At 56.1% G+C, this 16,194-nt stretch carries 19 protein-coding genes; 11 read left to right on the top strand and 8 right to left on the bottom strand.

The features are described 5' to 3' along the window. Positions 1 to 50: 50 nt before the first annotated feature. Together SIB42_RS03150 and SIB42_RS03145 are read right to left on the bottom strand one after the other, a co-directional pair. Positions 51 to 1,100: a GTP 3',8-cyclase MoaA gene (locus SIB42_RS03150; RefSeq protein ID WP_067093547.1), complete on the bottom strand. Its 1,050-nt coding sequence runs from the start codon at positions 1,098 to 1,100 to the stop codon at positions 51 to 53. Continuing rightward, a complete protein-coding gene (locus tag SIB42_RS03145) occupies positions 1,097 to 1,681 on the bottom strand; it encodes a molybdenum cofactor guanylyltransferase (RefSeq protein ID WP_074160722.1) in 585 nt (194 codons plus the stop codon). Before SIB42_RS03145 ends, SIB42_RS03150 begins: the two co-directional genes overlap by 4 nt. A gap of 255 nt (positions 1,682 to 1,936) precedes the next feature. On the opposite strand from SIB42_RS03145, the gene SIB42_RS03140 reads away from it, so the two are divergent. Then, positions 1,937 to 3,505, top strand: coding sequence for an MFS transporter (locus tag SIB42_RS03140; protein ID WP_067093545.1), 1,569 nt, complete (start codon positions 1,937 to 1,939; stop codon positions 3,503 to 3,505). A gap of 79 nt (positions 3,506 to 3,584) precedes the next feature. Beyond that, complete coding sequence (locus SIB42_RS03135; protein ID WP_067093542.1) at positions 3,585 to 5,813, top strand: molybdopterin oxidoreductase family protein; 2,229 nt, start codon at positions 3,585 to 3,587, stop codon at positions 5,811 to 5,813. Here SIB42_RS03135 and SIB42_RS03130 read toward each other — a convergent pair. After that, positions 5,794 to 6,261: a nitrate reductase associated protein gene (locus SIB42_RS03130; RefSeq protein ID WP_067093540.1), complete on the bottom strand. Its 468-nt coding sequence runs from the start codon at positions 6,259 to 6,261 to the stop codon at positions 5,794 to 5,796. The two genes, SIB42_RS03135 and SIB42_RS03130, sit on opposite strands and share 20 nt — an antisense overlap. A 295-nt stretch (positions 6,262 to 6,556) precedes the next feature. On the opposite strand from SIB42_RS03130, the gene SIB42_RS03125 reads away from it, so the two are divergent. The 3 genes from SIB42_RS03125 to SIB42_RS03115 are packed head-to-tail and all read left to right on the top strand — an operon-like array spanning position 6,557 to position 8,538. Further along, the gene (locus tag SIB42_RS03125; protein WP_074160727.1) at positions 6,557 to 6,772 is read left to right on the top strand and encodes a hypothetical protein; all 216 of its coding nucleotides are present in this window, start codon (positions 6,557 to 6,559) and stop codon (positions 6,770 to 6,772) included. A 37-nt stretch (positions 6,773 to 6,809) separates the two neighbouring features. Further along, positions 6,810 to 7,286 (top strand): cyclic pyranopterin monophosphate synthase MoaC, encoded by a 477-nt coding sequence (moaC, locus tag SIB42_RS03120; RefSeq protein WP_067093535.1) that lies wholly within the window; start codon positions 6,810 to 6,812, stop codon positions 7,284 to 7,286. Continuing rightward, on the top strand, positions 7,255 to 8,538 hold the full coding sequence (locus SIB42_RS03115; protein WP_231856360.1) for a molybdopterin molybdotransferase MoeA: 1,284 nt from the start codon (positions 7,255 to 7,257) through the stop codon (positions 8,536 to 8,538). Before moaC ends, SIB42_RS03115 begins: the two co-directional genes overlap by 32 nt. Before the next feature lie 13 nt (positions 8,539 to 8,551). Here the strand turns inward: SIB42_RS03115 and SIB42_RS03110 are convergent, their stop codons facing one another. Together SIB42_RS03110 and SIB42_RS03105 are read right to left on the bottom strand one after the other, a co-directional pair. Next, positions 8,552 to 8,950 carry a molybdopterin synthase catalytic subunit gene (locus tag SIB42_RS03110; RefSeq protein WP_231856372.1) on the bottom strand — a complete coding sequence of 133 codons (399 nt, stop codon included), beginning with the start codon at positions 8,948 to 8,950 and terminating at the stop codon, positions 8,552 to 8,554. A gap of 50 nt (positions 8,951 to 9,000) precedes the next feature. Continuing rightward, positions 9,001 to 9,264, bottom strand: coding sequence for a MoaD/ThiS family protein (locus tag SIB42_RS03105; RefSeq protein ID WP_067093834.1), 264 nt, complete (start codon positions 9,262 to 9,264; stop codon positions 9,001 to 9,003). A 7-nt stretch (positions 9,265 to 9,271) separates the two neighbouring features. Between SIB42_RS03105 and moaB the strand changes: the two genes are divergently transcribed. Then, the gene (moaB, locus tag SIB42_RS03100) at positions 9,272 to 9,841 is read left to right on the top strand and encodes a molybdenum cofactor biosynthesis protein B (RefSeq protein ID WP_067093528.1); all 570 of its coding nucleotides are present in this window, start codon (positions 9,272 to 9,274) and stop codon (positions 9,839 to 9,841) included. A gap of 3 nt (positions 9,842 to 9,844) precedes the next feature. Here moaB and cobA read toward each other — a convergent pair whose 3' ends face one another. Next, positions 9,845 to 10,633 carry a uroporphyrinogen-III C-methyltransferase gene (gene cobA, locus SIB42_RS03095; RefSeq protein ID WP_067093525.1) on the bottom strand — a complete coding sequence of 263 codons (789 nt, stop codon included), beginning with the start codon at positions 10,631 to 10,633 and terminating at the stop codon, positions 9,845 to 9,847. Further along, positions 10,630 to 11,205, bottom strand: coding sequence for a DNA mismatch repair protein MutS (locus SIB42_RS03090; RefSeq protein WP_369818424.1), 576 nt, complete (start codon positions 11,203 to 11,205; stop codon positions 10,630 to 10,632). Before SIB42_RS03090 ends, cobA begins: the two co-directional genes overlap by 4 nt. Before the next feature lie 111 nt (positions 11,206 to 11,316). Between SIB42_RS03090 and SIB42_RS03085 the strand changes: the two genes are divergently transcribed. From SIB42_RS03085 to SIB42_RS03070, 4 genes are all read left to right on the top strand, one after another. Beyond that, entirely contained in the window at positions 11,317 to 11,565 is a 249-nt protein-coding gene (locus tag SIB42_RS03085; RefSeq protein ID WP_067093521.1) for a hypothetical protein, read from the top strand. 250 nt (positions 11,566 to 11,815) lie between these two features. Continuing rightward, entirely contained in the window at positions 11,816 to 13,363 is a 1,548-nt protein-coding gene (locus tag SIB42_RS03080; RefSeq protein WP_067093518.1) for a ferredoxin--nitrite reductase, read from the top strand. A gap of 309 nt (positions 13,364 to 13,672) precedes the next feature. Then, on the top strand, positions 13,673 to 14,563 hold the full coding sequence (locus SIB42_RS03075; RefSeq protein WP_067093515.1) for a formate/nitrite transporter family protein: 891 nt from the start codon (positions 13,673 to 13,675) through the stop codon (positions 14,561 to 14,563). A gap of 22 nt (positions 14,564 to 14,585) precedes the next feature. Continuing rightward, positions 14,586 to 15,305: a HEAT repeat domain-containing protein gene (locus SIB42_RS03070; protein WP_231856358.1), complete on the top strand. Its 720-nt coding sequence runs from the start codon at positions 14,586 to 14,588 to the stop codon at positions 15,303 to 15,305. Positions 15,306 to 15,378: 73 nt separating this feature from the next. On the opposite strand, the gene cynS is transcribed toward SIB42_RS03070, so the two are convergent. Continuing rightward, positions 15,379 to 15,831 (bottom strand): cyanase, encoded by a 453-nt coding sequence (gene cynS, locus SIB42_RS03065; protein WP_369818426.1) that lies wholly within the window; start codon positions 15,829 to 15,831, stop codon positions 15,379 to 15,381. Between cynS and SIB42_RS03060 the strand changes: the two genes are divergently transcribed. After that, positions 15,782 to 16,093: a hypothetical protein gene (locus tag SIB42_RS03060; RefSeq protein ID WP_197459864.1), complete on the top strand. Its 312-nt coding sequence runs from the start codon at positions 15,782 to 15,784 to the stop codon at positions 16,091 to 16,093. The genes cynS and SIB42_RS03060 overlap by 50 nt on opposite strands. The last annotated feature ends 101 nt before the right edge of the window (positions 16,094 to 16,194 follow it).

The raw sequence follows: 16,194 nt of genomic DNA, 5'->3' as shown, positions 1-16,194 counted from the left end.
AACTGTTTTTACCGAGCTTTCTCTACTGAAACGGTGCCGTCGATAACGGTTCAGCCACCCAGATAAGCCATCTCTGCATGAGGTGACGTCCTGAAAGCAGCCTGGCCCCGGCCCTCCTCGCTGTACTGGTCGAGCCTCCGCTGCCAGAGAGTACAGATCGCTCGCTCCAGCTCATCATCACTAGTCAGAGCCGGTTTCAGATCCGTTCCTCGAGCTGCAAACAGACAAGTGAAGGCTTGTCCATCAGCGGTGATGCGAAGTCGGTTGCAGTCTCCGCAAAACGGCTCACTGATCGAGGCAATCACACCAATGGCAGCGACCCCATCGCGATAACGCCAGCGAAGGGCAGTACCACCAGGTGATCGACCGAGTGACGACAACGGCCATTGGCGGCTGATGCGATCGACCATCACGGCTGCAGGCAAAACCTGCTCCATGGCCCAGCCGTTGCGATTGCCCACATCCATGTATTCGATCAAACGCAGCTCCAGCCGTTGCTGACGGGCCAACATCGCCAAAGGAATCAACTGATCGTCGTTCACGCCGCGCTGGATCACCGCATTGAGCTTCAAAGCCCCGACAGCAGGGTCAAATCCGGCCGAACGAGCCGCCTCGAGTCCCGCCAGCACCTGCTGAATCAAACGGTTTCCAGCCGATTCCCCACCGCGCAGGCCAGCCATGCGCGCCACCACCTCACCCTCGACCGCATCAAGACTGATGGTGATCCGTTCGAGGCCAGCTGCACGAAGAGCACGTGCCCGCTCCTGCGTCAGCAAGGCTCCGTTGCTGGTGAGTGCCACCTGCCGCAGACCCTGCAGAGGATTGCCAGGAGTGGCACGCCCCAAGGCAACCTGCTCCAGCAGCGGGAGCAACCGATCACTCAGTAACGGTTCGCCTCCAGTGAGCCGCAGGGTGTGGGCCCCCAACCGGGAAGCAACCCGGATCAGTCGCAATTGCTGCTCAAGGCTCAGCAGACCTGGGGGATCCGCAGCATCGGGGCAGCAGTAAGGACAGGCCAGATTGCAGCGTGCCGTGAGCGACATCCGCAGCACACCGAGCGCTCGAGCCCGCTGGTCAATCGGGGGAGATGCGGCAATCATCCCGTTAACGCTGCCAGATCAATGGGCCGATTGACATTGACCAACTGATCAGAAGGAAGTTTCACCGTGTCATGGGGAATCCGTTCAAGCCAGCCGCGCCAACGACCCTTTCCCTCTGTGAGCTCATCATCAAGCGCCTTGCGATAAAGCGCACCGCATGGATAGATGCCCAAAAGATGCTGGAGTCTGGAGCCGTCATCGGCAACAAGTGCCCTTGATGGCTGCGATCTCCAGAAACGGATCAGCTGCTGCAATGCCTCAGAACGCAAGCCCGGCATATCCACAGGCAACGTGAGCAGCGCTTCATCATCACGATCGTGCAAGACACAGCTCAAGGCCCAAAGAGGACCTGCCGGCTGCCAGGGCTCAGCTTGAACAGTCACACCTTCACGGGAACTGAGCAGCGCATGATGACGGCCATGACCCGTCAGGACGCAAACCTCAAGACCCACTGAGCGCAACAGTTGGACCTGAGCCTCAAGCCAACTCGATCCATCCGGATGGGTCAGCAGAGCCTTGTCTGCACCCATACGTCGACTAGCACCACCGGCAAGAACAACGCCCAGAAGACGACGAGACATAGAGCCAAAGATCTTGTGCCTTGGTAACACTTCAGACCAATGACATTGCAGTTACAACGACTACCAAAAGGCCCAAATCAGGGACAGACATAAATGACACCGGGCTGTCAGGGCTGAAATTTTGTAACCGATGCAACGATTCATGTAGCCACCAAATGGTGCAATTATCCGGCGGTCTGCATGAGCGCCGCATTTTGAAATCCTGAGTGCCTTCGTTTCGACACCGGGGTTTGAATCTCCACACCAACAAACCCCATGCTTGGCGAACTCTGGTCATTCCAGGGGAGATACCGAACACTTCATCTCACCTGGTTTGCATTCTTTTTAACTTTTGTCGTTTGGTTCAATCTGGCGCCACTGGCCACAACAGTGAAGGCGGATCTCGGACTAACCGTTGGTCAGATCCGCACAGTTGCAATCTGCAATGTTGCGCTAACCATTCCAGCCCGTGTGCTGATTGGCATGTTGCTGGATAAATTCGGCCCTCGACGCACCTATTCCACCCTGCTGGTGTTCTCGGTGATTCCCTGCCTGATGTTTGCATCAGCTCAGGATTTCAATCAACTGGTGGTGTCCCGTCTGCTGCTTTCCATCGTGGGCGCCGGCTTCGTGATCGGCATTCGCATGGTGGCCGAATGGTTCCCTCCCAAAGAGATCGGTCTGGCGGAGGGCATCTATGGCGGCTGGGGCAATTTCGGCTCCGCTTTTTCAGCGCTGAGTCTTGTTGCAGTGGCTGGCTTTCTCTCCTTCTCCGGGGGATTCGAACTGCCAACTGGCGCCACTCTGAACTGGCGAGGAGCGATTGCATTAACAGGAATCATCTCGGCCATATATGGAGTGATCTACTTCTTCAACGTGACCGACACCCCTCCAGGAAAGGAATATCAACGTCCTGAGAAGACTGCAGGTCTTGAAGTCACTTCGATGAGAGATTTCTGGGGATTGCTAGGTATGAATATTCCCTTCGCAGCAATTCTCTGTGTTCTCTGCTGGAGACTTCAGAAAGTTGGATTCCTGAACGCTGGAACTTATCCACTGGCCCTGCTGGCTGTACTCGTCTGGTTCATTTTCCAAACCTGGGGAATCATCCGCACCAACCGTGATCTGATCATGGGAACCAAGGTGTATCCCAAGGAAGATCGTTATGAGTTCCGTCAGGTGGCAATCCTCGAACTCACCTACATCGTGAACTTCGGTTCCGAGCTGGCTGTGGTTTCGATGCTGCCAACGTTCTTTGAAACCACATTCGACCTGCCGAAAGCAACCGCAGGAATCCTGGCCTCCTGTTTCGCCTTCGTGAACCTGGTCGCTCGTCCAGCAGGTGGTCTGATCTCCGACAAACTCGGCAGCAGAAAAAACACCATGGGCTTTCTCACAGCCGGCCTCGGCATCGGCTATCTGGTGATGAGCCTGATCAAACCGGGCACATTCAGCGGTTCAACCGGCATCTTCATTGCCGTAGTGATCACCATGCTTGCTTCCTTCTTCGTTCAATCAGGGGAAGGCGCAACATTCGCCCTCGTGCCGCTGGTGAAGCGTCGCGTCACAGGTCAGGTGGCAGGTCTGGTTGGGGCCTACGGCAACGTCGGTGCCGTGACTTACCTCACCATTTTCAGCCTGCTGCCGCTCTGGATGGGTGGAGGGAAGGATCCTTCCCCTGAGGTGATCGCAGCCTCCAACAGTGCGTTTTTCCAAATTCTGGGAATCGCAGGCTTGATCGTGGCTTTCTTCTGCTTCTTCTTCCTCAAGGAACCCAAGGGATCCTTCGATGAGTTGCATGAAGGGGAAAGTCCCTCGTCATCAGCTCCTGCCATGGCTCGCTGAGCCATCAGCACTCTCGACTGAGATCACCGATCCCTGGTGCTGAGAGCACCGGGGATCTTGCATTCAATCGGACTCTTTGATGACCAGTCCCTGCAAGAGCATTCAGAGTCAGTGCCCGTACTGCGGCGTGGGCTGCGGTCTGGAACTGATGCCACCGGGAGAAGCAGGAAAATCTGTGAAACGGGATGCCGAAGGCAACCCGATGTGGACAGCACGTGGCAACAAACAGCATCCATCGAACTTGGGACAGGTCTGCATCAAGGGGGCCACGGTGGGAGAGACCCTGGCCAAGGGAAGGCTCACTCAGCCCCTCTACCGGCCAACCTTCAATGATGATTTCCAGCCAATCAGCTGGGACAGTGCCTTTGACCTCCTGACAGGGCGGATTCGCAGCACCCTCAGCGGCAAAGGTGCCAATGCCATCGCCATGTACGGCTCGGGCCAATTCCACACCGAGGACTACTACATGGCTCAGAAGCTTTTGAAAGGAGCGCTGGGCACCAACAATTTCGATGCCAATTCCCGCCTCTGCATGAGTTCAGCTGTGGCCGGCTACACCCGCAGCCTTGGCTCGGACGGTCCTCCCTGTTGCTACGAGGATCTCGATCACTGTTCCGTGGCATTCCTGATCGGAACAAACACGGCCGAATGCCACCCCGTGCTGTTCCAGCGCCTGCTTAAACGCAAAAAACGTGATCCCAAGGGCCTCACCATCGTTGTCGTGGACCCTCGTTGCACAGACACAGCCAAAATTGCCGACCATCATCTAGCCATCGCCCCGGGCACCGATCTCGCCCTACTCCACGGTCTGGCTCGGCTCGTCATTGAAGACAACGGCTTCGACAGCGATTTCATCGATGCCGCGACGGAAGGGTTCTCTGACTACGCCAAAACCATTAATACCTGGACAGCTGAGGAGACCGCCAAGCTCTGCGGGGTCACAGAACAAGAACTGCGCGACGTTGGCAGGCTCTGGAGCCGCAAGGCAGGCATCCTCAGCCTCTGGTCCATGGGCGTGAATCAACGCAGGGAGGGCACCGCCGTGGTGAGTGGACTGATCAATCTGCATTTGCTCACCGGTGAAATCGGTAAGCCCGGTGCAGGACCGTTTTCACTGACAGGCCAGCCCAATGCCATGGGCGGCCGCGAAGCCGGTGGCCTGGCCCACCTGCTGCCGGGCTACAGGCTGGTGACCAACCCAGACCATCGCTCCGAAGTAGAGCAGGCCTGGGGATTGGCCTCAGGATCCATTGCTGCAGAACCTGGACTGAGTGCCTGGCAACAGGTGGAAGCAATGGAGCGGGGTGAACTGGATCTCTGGTGGGTGGCTGCTACAAACCCCCTGGTGAGCATGCCTGATCTCGAGCGGGTCAAGGCAGCGATGGAACGTTGCCCCCTCGTAGTGGTGAGCGAAGCCTACGCCGACACGGAAACATCCCACTACGCCCACCTACTGCTGCCTGCATCGCAGTGGAGCGAAAAGTCAGGAGCCATGACCAATTCTGAGCGCCGTGTGACGCTCTGCCCGGCGTTCAGACCACAGCATGGCGACAGCCGACCCGACTGGGAGGTTTTCGCAGAGCTCGGACGTCGTCTGGGGTTCGTCGATCAGTTCACCTACGCCTCATCAGCAGAGGTGTACAGCGAATTTGCTGCTCTGTCCGCAAGCCGGATCTGCGATGTTTCAGGGCTGAGCCACCAACTGCTGATCGAGCATGGTCCCCAGCAATGGCCTTTCCCCCTCGGCCATGAGCCAACGCAAGCAGCCAAGCGTCTGTACGTCGGCAAGCGATTCCCGACAGCCAACGGGCGTGCCCGCTTCCAATCGGATACTCCGCTGGGCCTGGCGGAACCACCCTGTGAGATTTATCCACTGGTGCTCACCGTTGGCCGCTATCTCGGTCAGTGGCACACGATGACGCGCACTGGAAAAGTGAAGCGCCTGAACAGCATGCACCCGGAACCCCGCCTGGAAATTCATCCCAGTGATGCGGAACGATTCACTATCGAAGATGGAGGCCTGGCGGCGATCACCTCCAGGCGAGGCACACTCACAGCACGCGTCAGCGTGACCGATCGGATCCGCAAGGGCTCAGTCTTTCTTCCGATGCACTGGGGGTTCACGCAATCCGAAGCCTGCGAGGCCAACACCCTGATGCACGATCAAGCCTGCCCGATCTCCAAACAACCTGAACTCAAGGCAACGGCGGTGGTGGTTGCACCTGCAGTCTCGGTAATGCAACCGGTCGAACAACAGAGCGGACGACTGGAGAGGCTGCGCAGGATGCTCATCCCAGCACTTCGCTGAACGCGGCATCAAGGTTGTGATGATCATGGCCAGGACGCGCCAACTTGCAGAGGGCGAAGCGATCCAGCTCCCGCAGCTTCTTCCAGGTCTGAGACGTCAGGTCGATGCCACGAAGTCGAGCCGCATCCAGAAGCTGATCTGGAAGCTGAGCCGGTCGCTGCCAGGGCTCCTCCAGGGCAGGAGGCAGATCTTTGACCATGCCATCAACCATCACAGCGGTGCAGGCGCGCAGATGTTCACGCATCTGCGCCAAGTGCTCGGGGGAATCGCCCCAGTCGACGAGGCCCTGACGCTGCTCATGACTCATCGCCAACCAGTGACTGAGCTTGAGCTTGATGCCTGCCAAATCAAGTTTACGGCGAACACATAAGGGGATACATCGCCAGGAGCCGATGAAGTCCTGTTCGAATGCAAAACAGTGCCGCGACTGATCCAGCTGCGGATGCATTGGTAGTAACAACAACGGTTTGCATATCTCTAGCTGGAAACAGTGGCAACAACGACCAACGACGAAGCACAAAGCAGAGATGCTCGGCTCAACGTTGATGACTTCAATGCGTTTCGCCCTCTGTCTGGGAATGATTTTTGGCTCAGCCCATGGCTGGTTGGCCTCCGAGGGACTCGCTTCCGGCCTCCTGCGAATTCACTCCCAGCAAGAAGGTTCGTCACTGCAAAGTTTCAGTGAGCTCAGTAGCGGTTCTTACAGTTTTTATCCATAGTGAATGGAGATTGTCCATCTCCGAATGGTTCCCTCCTACTCAACAACCAGCGCAAGCCGCAGCCCAATCACCATTGCAGCAGGTTTCATCGGCGCATTCATCGTGGCCTCTCTGGCCGTACAGATGGTCCGGAGCCAGCGAGCATCAGTCGCTCCAGTCGAGACGTCAACGTCTTCAACCCAGGTCGAGCCCCTGATCACCTCCCAGGCTGCAATGTGGTCGGTGCTGGGTGAGCGCTGATCAACACTGACGAACTCAGTCAGCACCCGATTCATCGATGTCTGAACAGCTTTCGCACCTCACCAGTCAGGGTGAGGTGCACATGGTTGAAGTCGGTGATCGTGCCATCACCAAACGCGAGGCGACCGCGATGGGTTCGCTGGTGATGCGCAGATCCACATTGGATCTGGTGATGAACGGCGAAACATCCAAAGGAGACGTGATGGCCGTGGCACGCGTTGCAGCCATTCAAGCCGCCAAGCGCACATCCGAGCTCATTCCTCTTTGCCACCCTTTGCCCCTAAGCGGCATTGCAGTGGAGATTGAACCGGACCCATCGTTGCCTGGTCTGACTGTGCGGGTCAGCTGCCGCACGACCGGTCAGACCGGCGTGGAGATGGAGGCGATCACCAGCGTCTCCATCGGGCTGGTCACTCTCTACGACATGTTGAAGTCGGTTGAGCCGGGCATGACGATCAACCGAATTCAGCTGTTGCACAAGGATGGGGGTCGCCATGGCAGCTGGAGCTGCTGATCCCTATGGCCGAGAGGGCCTACAGCTTGCAGATGCTCGAACGCGTGTGCTGGACGCGATCCAACTGGGAACAACACGACGTGCTGAAGCGTTCATCGAGACGGTTCCATTAACAGACGCTCTGGAACGCGTGAACGCAGCTGCCGTGCTGGCCAGGGCCGATGTTCCCGGCTTCAGGGCCTCAATCATGGACGGCTATGCCCTGGGCCAAAGTCAGCAACCAGCCGTTGATGACACCTGGACGTTGGTGGGTCGATCCGCGCCAGCCTCCCCCTACCCCACTGTGCTTGCCCACGGTGAAGCCATTCGAATTCTCACCGGTGCACCCTTGCCTGAAGGAGCTGACTGGGTTCTCCCCCAGGAACTGGTGCAGAAGGTGAACGACAGTCTTTGCTTGAAACACGAGGCCTCGGCCAACCCATGGATCCGGCCGGCCAACGAAGAATGCAGTCAAGGGTCCACTTTGCTGATGCCGGGACAACGCCTCGGACTTGCAGATCTGGCCCAAGCTGCCAGCTGTGGCGTCCAGCAACTGAATGTTTATCGCCAACCACGCATCGGGCTGCTGATCAGCGGCGATGAATTGGTGTCTCCGGGTGAACAACGACCTGAGGGAGCCATCTGGGAAAGCAACAGCACCTTGCTGAAAGGCCTGCTGAAGCGTCTTGGCTATCAAGCGTGGGATTGCCGGGTGGTAGCTGATCAACCGCAAGTCCTGCGCAAAACGATCGTTGAGTTGAGCTTCAGTTGTGATGTGTTGGTGAGCACCGGAGGTGTCTCCGCCGGTGACAGCGATTGGATCCGGCCGCTGATGACGGAGCTTGGCGAGGTGGACTTCTGGAAACTGTTCCTCAAACCGGGTCGGCCATTCGCCTTTGGCTGCGTGGGCGATAACGTGCCGTTCTTTGGCCTGCCAGGCAATCCCGTTGCAGCAGCCGTCACAGCATTGCAGCTGCTCTGGCCAGCGCTGCAGCTGCTGGAGGGCCAGCAGGAACCCGAGCTGTTACCTCGACTGCGGGTAAGCCTTGAGAAGCCTTACCGGCGCAGGCCGGGACGGCCGGAACTGGCCCGGGCTTCATTGGTCTGCTCTGCCGACGGAGAACTGCGTGCCCGGGTCGATGGATCCCAGGCCTCCTCACGCATCGGCTCCCTCCAGAATGCGGATCTGCTGTTGGAGATCCCTGCGGAGTCGGGCGAACTGGAACGCGGAGATCAGCTCTGGGCACAACTGCTGCGTCGGCGATTGCTCTGAAACACCCCTGGGGTCACAGCGGTGTGTTCTCCGACAGCCAGGTCCCAACGCCATTGCTCCATTCCCGCTTCCAAAAGGGAACGTCATGCTTGAGAGCCTCAAGCAAGGCTGCACAGCAACGTTGTGCAGGTCCACGCCGATCAGCGCTGATCGCCACCAAAACGATCAACTCGCCAGGCAGCAACCGGCCGACACGGTGCAGCACAAGCGCGGAACGGCCACCATGGTGCTGCAGCAGCTGGCGAGCTGAGGCCTCAATCAAACGTTCGCACAATCCTGGATAGTGACTGAGCTCCAGGGCCTCCAGCGGTCGCCCATCCTTGGCGACATCACGCACGCGGCCCATGAAGATCGCGGTGGCAGCATCCATATGGGACCGCAACCAGGCATCGAGCTGCAAGACACCAGAGATGGGTTGGTCATGAATGACAATCTGCACGTCGACGGGCTTCGGCAGCACGGTCAACCTCCTGTGAATGGCGGCAGGAAAGCCAGTTCGTCGCCCGCTTTCACTGGATGGTCGGCGCTGACGATGTGGTGGTTGATGGCAACAAGCACCACCTGGGGTAAGTCACCCAGTTCAAGCTGATCCCAGATCTCTCTGGCTGTCTGCACAGCAGGCCCATGCAGTGAAATACATCGATCAGACCAACCCGCCTGGTCCCGCAGTGAGGCAAACAACAACACCTTCACCGAAGGTGGCGCATCGGATTGCCCCTGATTCATCCGTGCCATGCGAAACCTTGACGGTTCTAGCGTTTGTCAATCAAACCTCAATCAACGCTACGTGCTTTCCATTGCCCTGCTGACGATTTCAGACAGTCGGACCCTGGAGAACGACCCGAGCGGAGATCTGCTTCAGCAACGACTGATCGATGCCGGTCATCACTTGCAGACTCGTGCAATCTGTCCGGACGACCGCTATCGGATTCGAGCGCTCGTCAGCCAATGGATCGTCGATTCAGCCGTTGACGTGGTGATCACCACGGGCGGCACAGGCCTGACTGGACGCGACGGCAGCCCTGAAGCGATCGGCCCCTTGCTGGACAAGACCATCGATGGGTTCGGCGAACTGTTCCGGATGCTCTCGTTCCAGACCATCGGCACGAGCAGCCTGCAGAGTCGCTGCCTCGCCGGAGTGGCCAACGGCACGTTCATCTTCGTTCTGCCTGGATCACAGGATGCCGTCACCACAGCCTGGGAGCGACTGATATCAGCCCAGCTGAACAGCGAAACCCGCCCCTGCAACCTGGTGCAGCTCAGATCGAGGCTGAAGGAATCCGCAGATCAGCCACCAACCTGACCATCAGAACGGGATTGGCATGGTGACATCGGCAGGCCGTGGCGCACAGGATTCCACCTGCTCATTCACCACATCTCCAACCACAATCACGGAGGGCGATGCAAAGCCTTCACTGCGGGTACGCGCAGCAACTTCTGAGAGAGTCGCCTTGAGACAACGCTGCCCGGCCACAGTCCCCTGCTGAATCACAGCCACTGGGGTCTCAGCACTGAGACCACCTGCCTCCAGCTCAGCGGCGATCTTCGGCAGGTTGTGCAGACCCATGTAAATCACCAGACCATCACTGGCTGTGGCCAATGAGCGCCAATTCACACTGGGACGGCGCTTGTCGATCTCCTCATGACCGGTCACGAAGGTGACGGAAGAACCGGAGCGACGATGGGTCACAGGAATGCCGGCGTAGGCGGGTGCGGCAATGCCAGCGGTCACCCCTGGCACCACCTGCACCGAAACGCCGTGTTTCACCAGATGCGCAGCTTCCTCACCACCGCGTCCAAACAGAAAGGGATCCCCGCCCTTGAGACGCACAATGCAGCGGTGGCGGGCTGCCAACGTCACCAGCACCGCATTCGTACTTGGCTGAGGAACGGAGTGATGCCCACGCCGCTTGCCCACGAAATGGCGCTCACAGTGCTCGGGCACTAGGTCAAGAACCTCGCGAGGAACTAGGGAGTCGTAAACCAATGCATCACAGCGACCCAACAAGCGATGGGCCCTCACAGTGAGTAGATCGGGATCTCCAGGGCCTGCACCGACGAGATAAACGGTTCCGGTGATTTCAGCAGTCGTCACGGCAGAGCGGCAAGCAAGTCGATCAGGCCCTGACGAATCAGAGCGAGGTCAAGAAGCGGTGGAAGACCTCCAGCCTCGCTCAGAGCCTCCGTCATGCGATTGGGGGCCAGCGCAAGCATCAGTGGGTGCGCCTCGGGATGGCTTTTCTGATAGGCAGACCAATCGTCGAAGGACAGCAGCGGCAACCCCATGCGCTCGGACAACGCCAGGAGGAAACGATCGGCCTCTTCGGAACTCAATGGGTGATGAACCAGAACCGAGCCCTGAGCGGCAAAGGGCTGAAGCGCTTCAGCCACGAGAGCCCACCAACACTGCCAAGACCCAAGGAAAGGAAGCAACTCAACGTCCGCACCTTCACGCTGCATGCGATGTCTGATCTCAGGCACATCCGCACGCGCATGCGATCCAGGCCATAACAACAAAGGCACCAACCAACTGGCCTGTTCTGGACACGCAGGTGGTGTATTGGCAGTCAGAACTTCCAACTGCACAGGAGCCTGACGACACTGCTGGAGCGCCTGCTGCAGCTCGATTAATGATTCAGGAACGACGCCACCTGAGCGTCCATGCACAACCAACCTGATCGCTCGCTGACAACGAAGATCGCTATTCCGTAGCAATGGCCACGGATCAAAGGTCGAACTGACTGTTGTCATCGATGGATTGTCATTCCTCCTGCTGCCATGTCTCGCCGTCGATCCATCGATCGCACTGTCTCTGAAGGTCGGTTCCAGCGAGACTCCACCGTTCAAAGCTATCGCTCGGAAAGGGCTTATCGTCATTGGCATACCGATGACAGACGCAGCATTAGTCACAAAGACGCCCGATTTCGAAGTGAGCTCGGCCGGGATTTCGCCGCCATGAAACGCGTCTGGCAGATGCTTCGCTACGGGGCCATCCGAATGATTGGAGAAATTGGACGTCAATACTGAGTCCGCGAAAGGCAGCCTTCTAGGGCTCGGTCGGGCGGCTGAGATGTAGCCACAGTCACTAATTCGTCCATCCCACCTGAATTGAACAGTCGGCTCGGGAAATTGTTCAATCCACTACCGACAGACCCCTGACAAGCCTCTTAACTGCCGCGAAAGCGCTCATCTTCTTTTTGAAGCGCAGGTCATCTGGACCCTTTGATTGATCAGCAGCATTTCATGACCAATCATTCGCCCCTCGCTGAACAAGATCATGACGATTAGCTCTCCTTCCAGGCCCTATCTGGATGGCAAGAAGCTGAATAAAATCGAACAGAACAAGTCGGCCAAAGATGGCCTGCTCGTTGGTAGTGAAATTGATAAATTTGCCGAAATGGGGTGGGAGCAGGTTGATGAAACCGACCTTCAATTGCGATTGAAATGGTACGGAATGTTTTGGCGGCCGAAAACACCCGGCAAATTCATGCTGCGCCTGCGGGTTCCCAACGGTGTACTCTCCGCTCAACAATTGCGCGTTGTCGGCTCCATTGTTGAGCGCTACGGAGAGAACGGCAGCTGTGATATCACCACCAGGCAGAACCTGCAACTGAGAGGAGTGCTTCTTGGCGACCTGCCGGAAATCCTCAAGCGCCTTGAAGAAGCTGGTCTGAGTACGATCCAATCGGGTTTTGATAATCCTCGTAATGTCACCGGCAACCCAATCGCCGGGATTGATCCGAAGGAAATCCTCGACACCAGGCCTTACACAGATGAACTTGAAAACTTTTTAACGAATCACCGCAAAGGAAATCCTGAATATTCCAATCTTCCCAGAAAATGGAACACGGCAGTTGCCGGTGCAAAAGACAATTTCCTTCTTCACAACGACATTGCATTCCATCCCGTAGAAAAAGATGGTGTGATGGGTTTTGGTGTGTGGATTGGCGGCATTCTTTCATCACAGATGAATGCCTATGCCATCCCGCTGAATGCCTGGGTCAAGCCAGATGAAATTTGTCGGATGACCGATACGGTGATTCGTCTCTGGAGAGATAACGGAGAACGCAACAAACGCCCGAAAGGTCGATTCAGAATGTATCTCGATGAAGTTGGCCACGACAACTTCCGCAATCAGGTTGAAGAACAGTTCGGGCCATTAACACCCGACCCCGGGTCTGTGTTTGACACCACGCCCCGATCGCACTACGGCATTCACCCGCAGAAACAGGATGGGCTGGTCTTTGCGGGTCTCCACGTTCCGGTTGGTCGCCTAACAGCGCAGGATCTTCATGATCTGGCCACAGCGAGCATCACCTACGGAAGCGGAGAAGTGCGGCTCACTGAAGATCAGAACGTGATCATTGTTGGACTGCCGAAAGCACAGGTCGAAGCTTTTGAAAGCGATCCACTGCTCGCACGATTTCCGCTCAAACCTGGTGCGATTTCGGCTGGCACCGTGTCATGCACAGGAAGCACGTATTGCGGATTTGCACTCACCAACACCAAGGATCAAGCCTTGGCAGCTGCCAAAGAGCTCGATCAGGAGCTTGATCTGCCAGAAGAACTGAAAATTCACTGGACAGGTTGCCCCAACAGCTGCGGCCAGGCCTACATGGGCGCAATCGGCCTAACAGGCGCCAAAGCCAAAAACAGTGAGGGCAAAACAGATGATGGCTACACGATGACCCTTGGTGGATCTCAGGGACCCAATCCAACGGTGGGTGAACTCCATCAGAAGGCCATTCCAGCTGAAAACATCAAAGAGGTTCTGCGCGAAGTGCTGATTGAACAGTTCGGCGCAAAACCACGAACTAAAAGCTGAAACAGCTGAACAGATCAATCGTTTTGCCGTGTTGGTGCTGACTTTTTGAGGCCATCACAGTCAAACCAATCAGACAACAAATTTGCATTATTAATTTATGTCTAGCAACAGCGATTTGTTCTCAAGACTGGTCAACTGGTTTACAAAAGCTGGCCAAGATAAACAACCAATTTCACGGGCTACGCATCAGCAAGATGCATTTTCCAGATTAATGAACAAGATCAGCGGTTAACTGTTGATCTCAGGACTTCATCAACCGCTTCATTCCCTCTTAACCGCATTGAACTCGTGAGTGTGACTGCTTCACAAATGGACTACGTCCTACCCAATGAACTTGTCGACGGCATGATCGGTGCCGGTGGCAAGAAATCCACCGTCAGCGTCAAAAACCTCTTGCTCAGAGGATTTTATTCGGGAGCGATCCTTGGTCTGGCCGTGATCCTTGCACTCACAGTGGGGCTCAAAAGTGGTCAACCATGGCTGGGCTCCCTGCTCTTCCCATTCGGTTTCGCCAGCATTGTCTTGTTTGGCATGGAGTTGGTCACAGGCAACTTCGCTCTTCTGCCAATGGCCACCTGGGCAGGTAAAAGCACCTGGGGTGCAACCTTTCGAAACTGGGGTTGGGTGTGGCTCGGTAACTGGATTGGAACTGCGGTTGTGGCAGTTCTGATGGCGATCAGCCTCACCAGTGGAGGAACAGTTGATCCAGCATCAGCTGCTGATGGTGGCGGAATGTGGCAACAGGTGGCAGCGAAAATCATCGCGTTGAATAAAACCAACGTTGTTGTCAAATATGAGAACCTTCAGTCGATGGGATTCTTCCTGGCCATTATTCGAGGCTTGATCGCCAACTGGCTGGTTTGCCTCGGTGTAACAATGGCCCTAGTGAGTAAAAGTGTGCCTGGAAAGATTCTGGCTTGCTGGCTACCCATCACAGCCTTCCAATCCATGGGGATGGAGCACATTGTGGTGAATCAGTTTCTGCACACCGCAGGGCCAATCCTCGGATCTGGAGTTCCCTTCTGGAAGTGCATTTTCTGGAACTTCCTGCCCGTCACTATTGGCAACATCATTGGCGGCATGGTGTTCATCGGCATGCTCTTTTACAGCACCCACCGCACCAACATCGGTAACGTGCTGCCACGCGAACATGATGACAAACTGGAACGCGAGCTGGCCGCTGAGCTTGGCGCCCGCTGATTGATGTTCTGTGTCTCTACCCGTGAATGAAGCCGTTCTCTGGGAACGGCTTTCAAAATCACGACGTGCTCCTTTGGAGCCCGAATGGCTGGAGGAGGTTTACTCTCCCAGCTTTTCAGTTGAGCTACGCCGTGCGCTATGCGAAAAACTTGGAATGCTGGCTGAACAAGGCTGGCCAATCATTGAACGATTGATTCAGCAGCATGGAGCACTTCCCGATCTTGTACTGGCAGCTGGACTATGCCACCAGCAAGCAGCGAGGGACTGGCTGCTTGATCAACTCAAAAACAGCTCCGAATTAGCTGAAGTCAACCTGTGCATCCTTGAGGCTTTGTCTTGCTGGGGTGCAGATGTTCCAGAACATGTGGTGAAGGAGTGTTTGCATCACCCCGGACAACATCATCGCTTAGCGGGATTGCAGTTAGTGGGTTTCCGCGCTCATAGCCTGAGCGACGAGGAATTACTCGAGTTATGCACTGAACCCCTCAACGATTTCCGCGATCCAGTGGTGATCGCCACGATTCGGGTGTTGCAACGCAGGGATGGGGCGGTAATCAGTGAACGCCTATCGAATCTGTGCAAAACCGGATCCGACGATGTCGCTGCTGCTGCGTTCCGTGCCCTTGGCTGCATCGCAACTCCGATCAGTCAACGTTGGCTGAAAGAGCTCAGCCAAACGCTCAGCAGTGAATCACGCAAACAATTGGCCTGCCAACAATTGCAACAGCAATTTCGAACCTGAGCAAACAAAAGCCCGACAAATGTCGGGCTTGAAAAATTCATGACACTGCTTCAGTGAAAACCAAAAAGTGGAATCACCACTTTTTGTATGGTAAAAACTTTCCGGACATCGTAATCTGAACACGATCACCCTTCGGATCTTCAATTTTGTCCACATCCAGGGTGAAATCGATAGCACTCATGATTCCATCTCCAAACTTTTCCTGAATCACATCCTTCAGCGGCATGCCATACACCTGCATGATCTCGTAAAAGCGATAGATCAGGGGATCGGTTGGAATCACAGGCTCAAGACTGCCTTTGGTCGGAAACTCCTGAATCGCAGCTGTGATTGCGGGGTCCAACGACAGTAAGGACGCCAGCTTCTCCGCCTCATCGGCAGAGGCTGTGGCCTGTCCATAGAACAGAGAAGCAATCCACACCTCGTCAAGCCCAAGAGCCGCCTCAAGATCCGCGAAACTCATCCCTTTCGCTTTTTTGGCAGCCATCAACGAGGCGGTCAATGTAGAGGACGATGGGGCCGCCAGTGATGGCGTGGACATGGACGAAACAGTCATAAAAAATACAAAAAATCCAAAAGAGACTGTCGCGCCTTGCAGCAGAAAACAGCTACAAAGGCAACCAAAACCAAAACCTATTTTGGATGCATTGACTACATCTCGATGGATTCAAAACTGTTCTATTGAATTCACTGAACGTCTGATCGGTGAACACTCTTTTTCGCACACTAGCCACACTGCTGAATCACCAGAATCACAACTCAAGCGTCACCACAAGTTTGGTGCTTGAGCGGCTCTATTACGCCGATGGGCGCCATAATCCCAGCCATCCTCAACATGGACGGTTCGAAGGGCTCTCGATGCTTGCGTGAAACGATCGGTAGCAATCGC

Source organism: Synechococcus sp. MIT S9508, from assembly GCF_047303045.1.
Taxonomy (GTDB): Bacteria; Cyanobacteriota; Cyanobacteriia; order PCC-6307; family Cyanobiaceae; genus Synechococcus_C.
The sequence above is the reverse complement of the archived record's forward strand: the minus strand, read 5'-3'. Positions and strand labels throughout refer to the sequence as shown.

Bases quoted from the DNA above. Each gene is read 5' to 3' on its own strand.
- moaC (WP_067093535.1), top strand. From the start codon at position 6,810: ATGTCTGAACAGCTTTCGCACCTCACCAGTCAGGGTGAGGTGCACATG.
- SIB42_RS03140 (WP_067093545.1), top strand. From the start codon at position 1,937: ATGCTTGGCGAACTCTGGTCATTCCAGGGGAGATACCGAACACTTCAT.
- SIB42_RS03105 (WP_067093834.1), bottom strand. From the start codon at position 9,264: ATGAATCAGGGGCAATCCGATGCGCCACCTTCGGTGAAGGTGTTGTTG.
- SIB42_RS03085 (WP_067093521.1), top strand. From the start codon at position 11,317: ATGTCTCGCCGTCGATCCATCGATCGCACTGTCTCTGAAGGTCGGTTC.
- SIB42_RS03075 (WP_067093515.1), top strand. From the start codon at position 13,673: ATGGACTACGTCCTACCCAATGAACTTGTCGACGGCATGATCGGTGCC.
- SIB42_RS03125 (WP_074160727.1), top strand. From the start codon at position 6,557: ATGGTTCCCTCCTACTCAACAACCAGCGCAAGCCGCAGCCCAATCACC.
- SIB42_RS03135 (WP_067093542.1), top strand. From the start codon at position 3,585: ATGACCAGTCCCTGCAAGAGCATTCAGAGTCAGTGCCCGTACTGCGGC.
- SIB42_RS03150 (WP_067093547.1), bottom strand. From the start codon at position 1,100: ATGATTGCCGCATCTCCCCCGATTGACCAGCGGGCTCGAGCGCTCGGT.
- moaB (WP_067093528.1), top strand. From the start codon at position 9,272: ATGCGAAACCTTGACGGTTCTAGCGTTTGTCAATCAAACCTCAATCAA.
- SIB42_RS03145 (WP_074160722.1), bottom strand. From the start codon at position 1,681: ATGTCTCGTCGTCTTCTGGGCGTTGTTCTTGCCGGTGGTGCTAGTCGA.
- SIB42_RS03080 (WP_067093518.1), top strand. From the start codon at position 11,816: ATGACGATTAGCTCTCCTTCCAGGCCCTATCTGGATGGCAAGAAGCTG.
- SIB42_RS03115 (WP_231856360.1), top strand. From the start codon at position 7,255: ATGGGGGTCGCCATGGCAGCTGGAGCTGCTGATCCCTATGGCCGAGAG.
- SIB42_RS03130 (WP_067093540.1), bottom strand. From the start codon at position 6,261: ATGCATCCGCAGCTGGATCAGTCGCGGCACTGTTTTGCATTCGAACAG.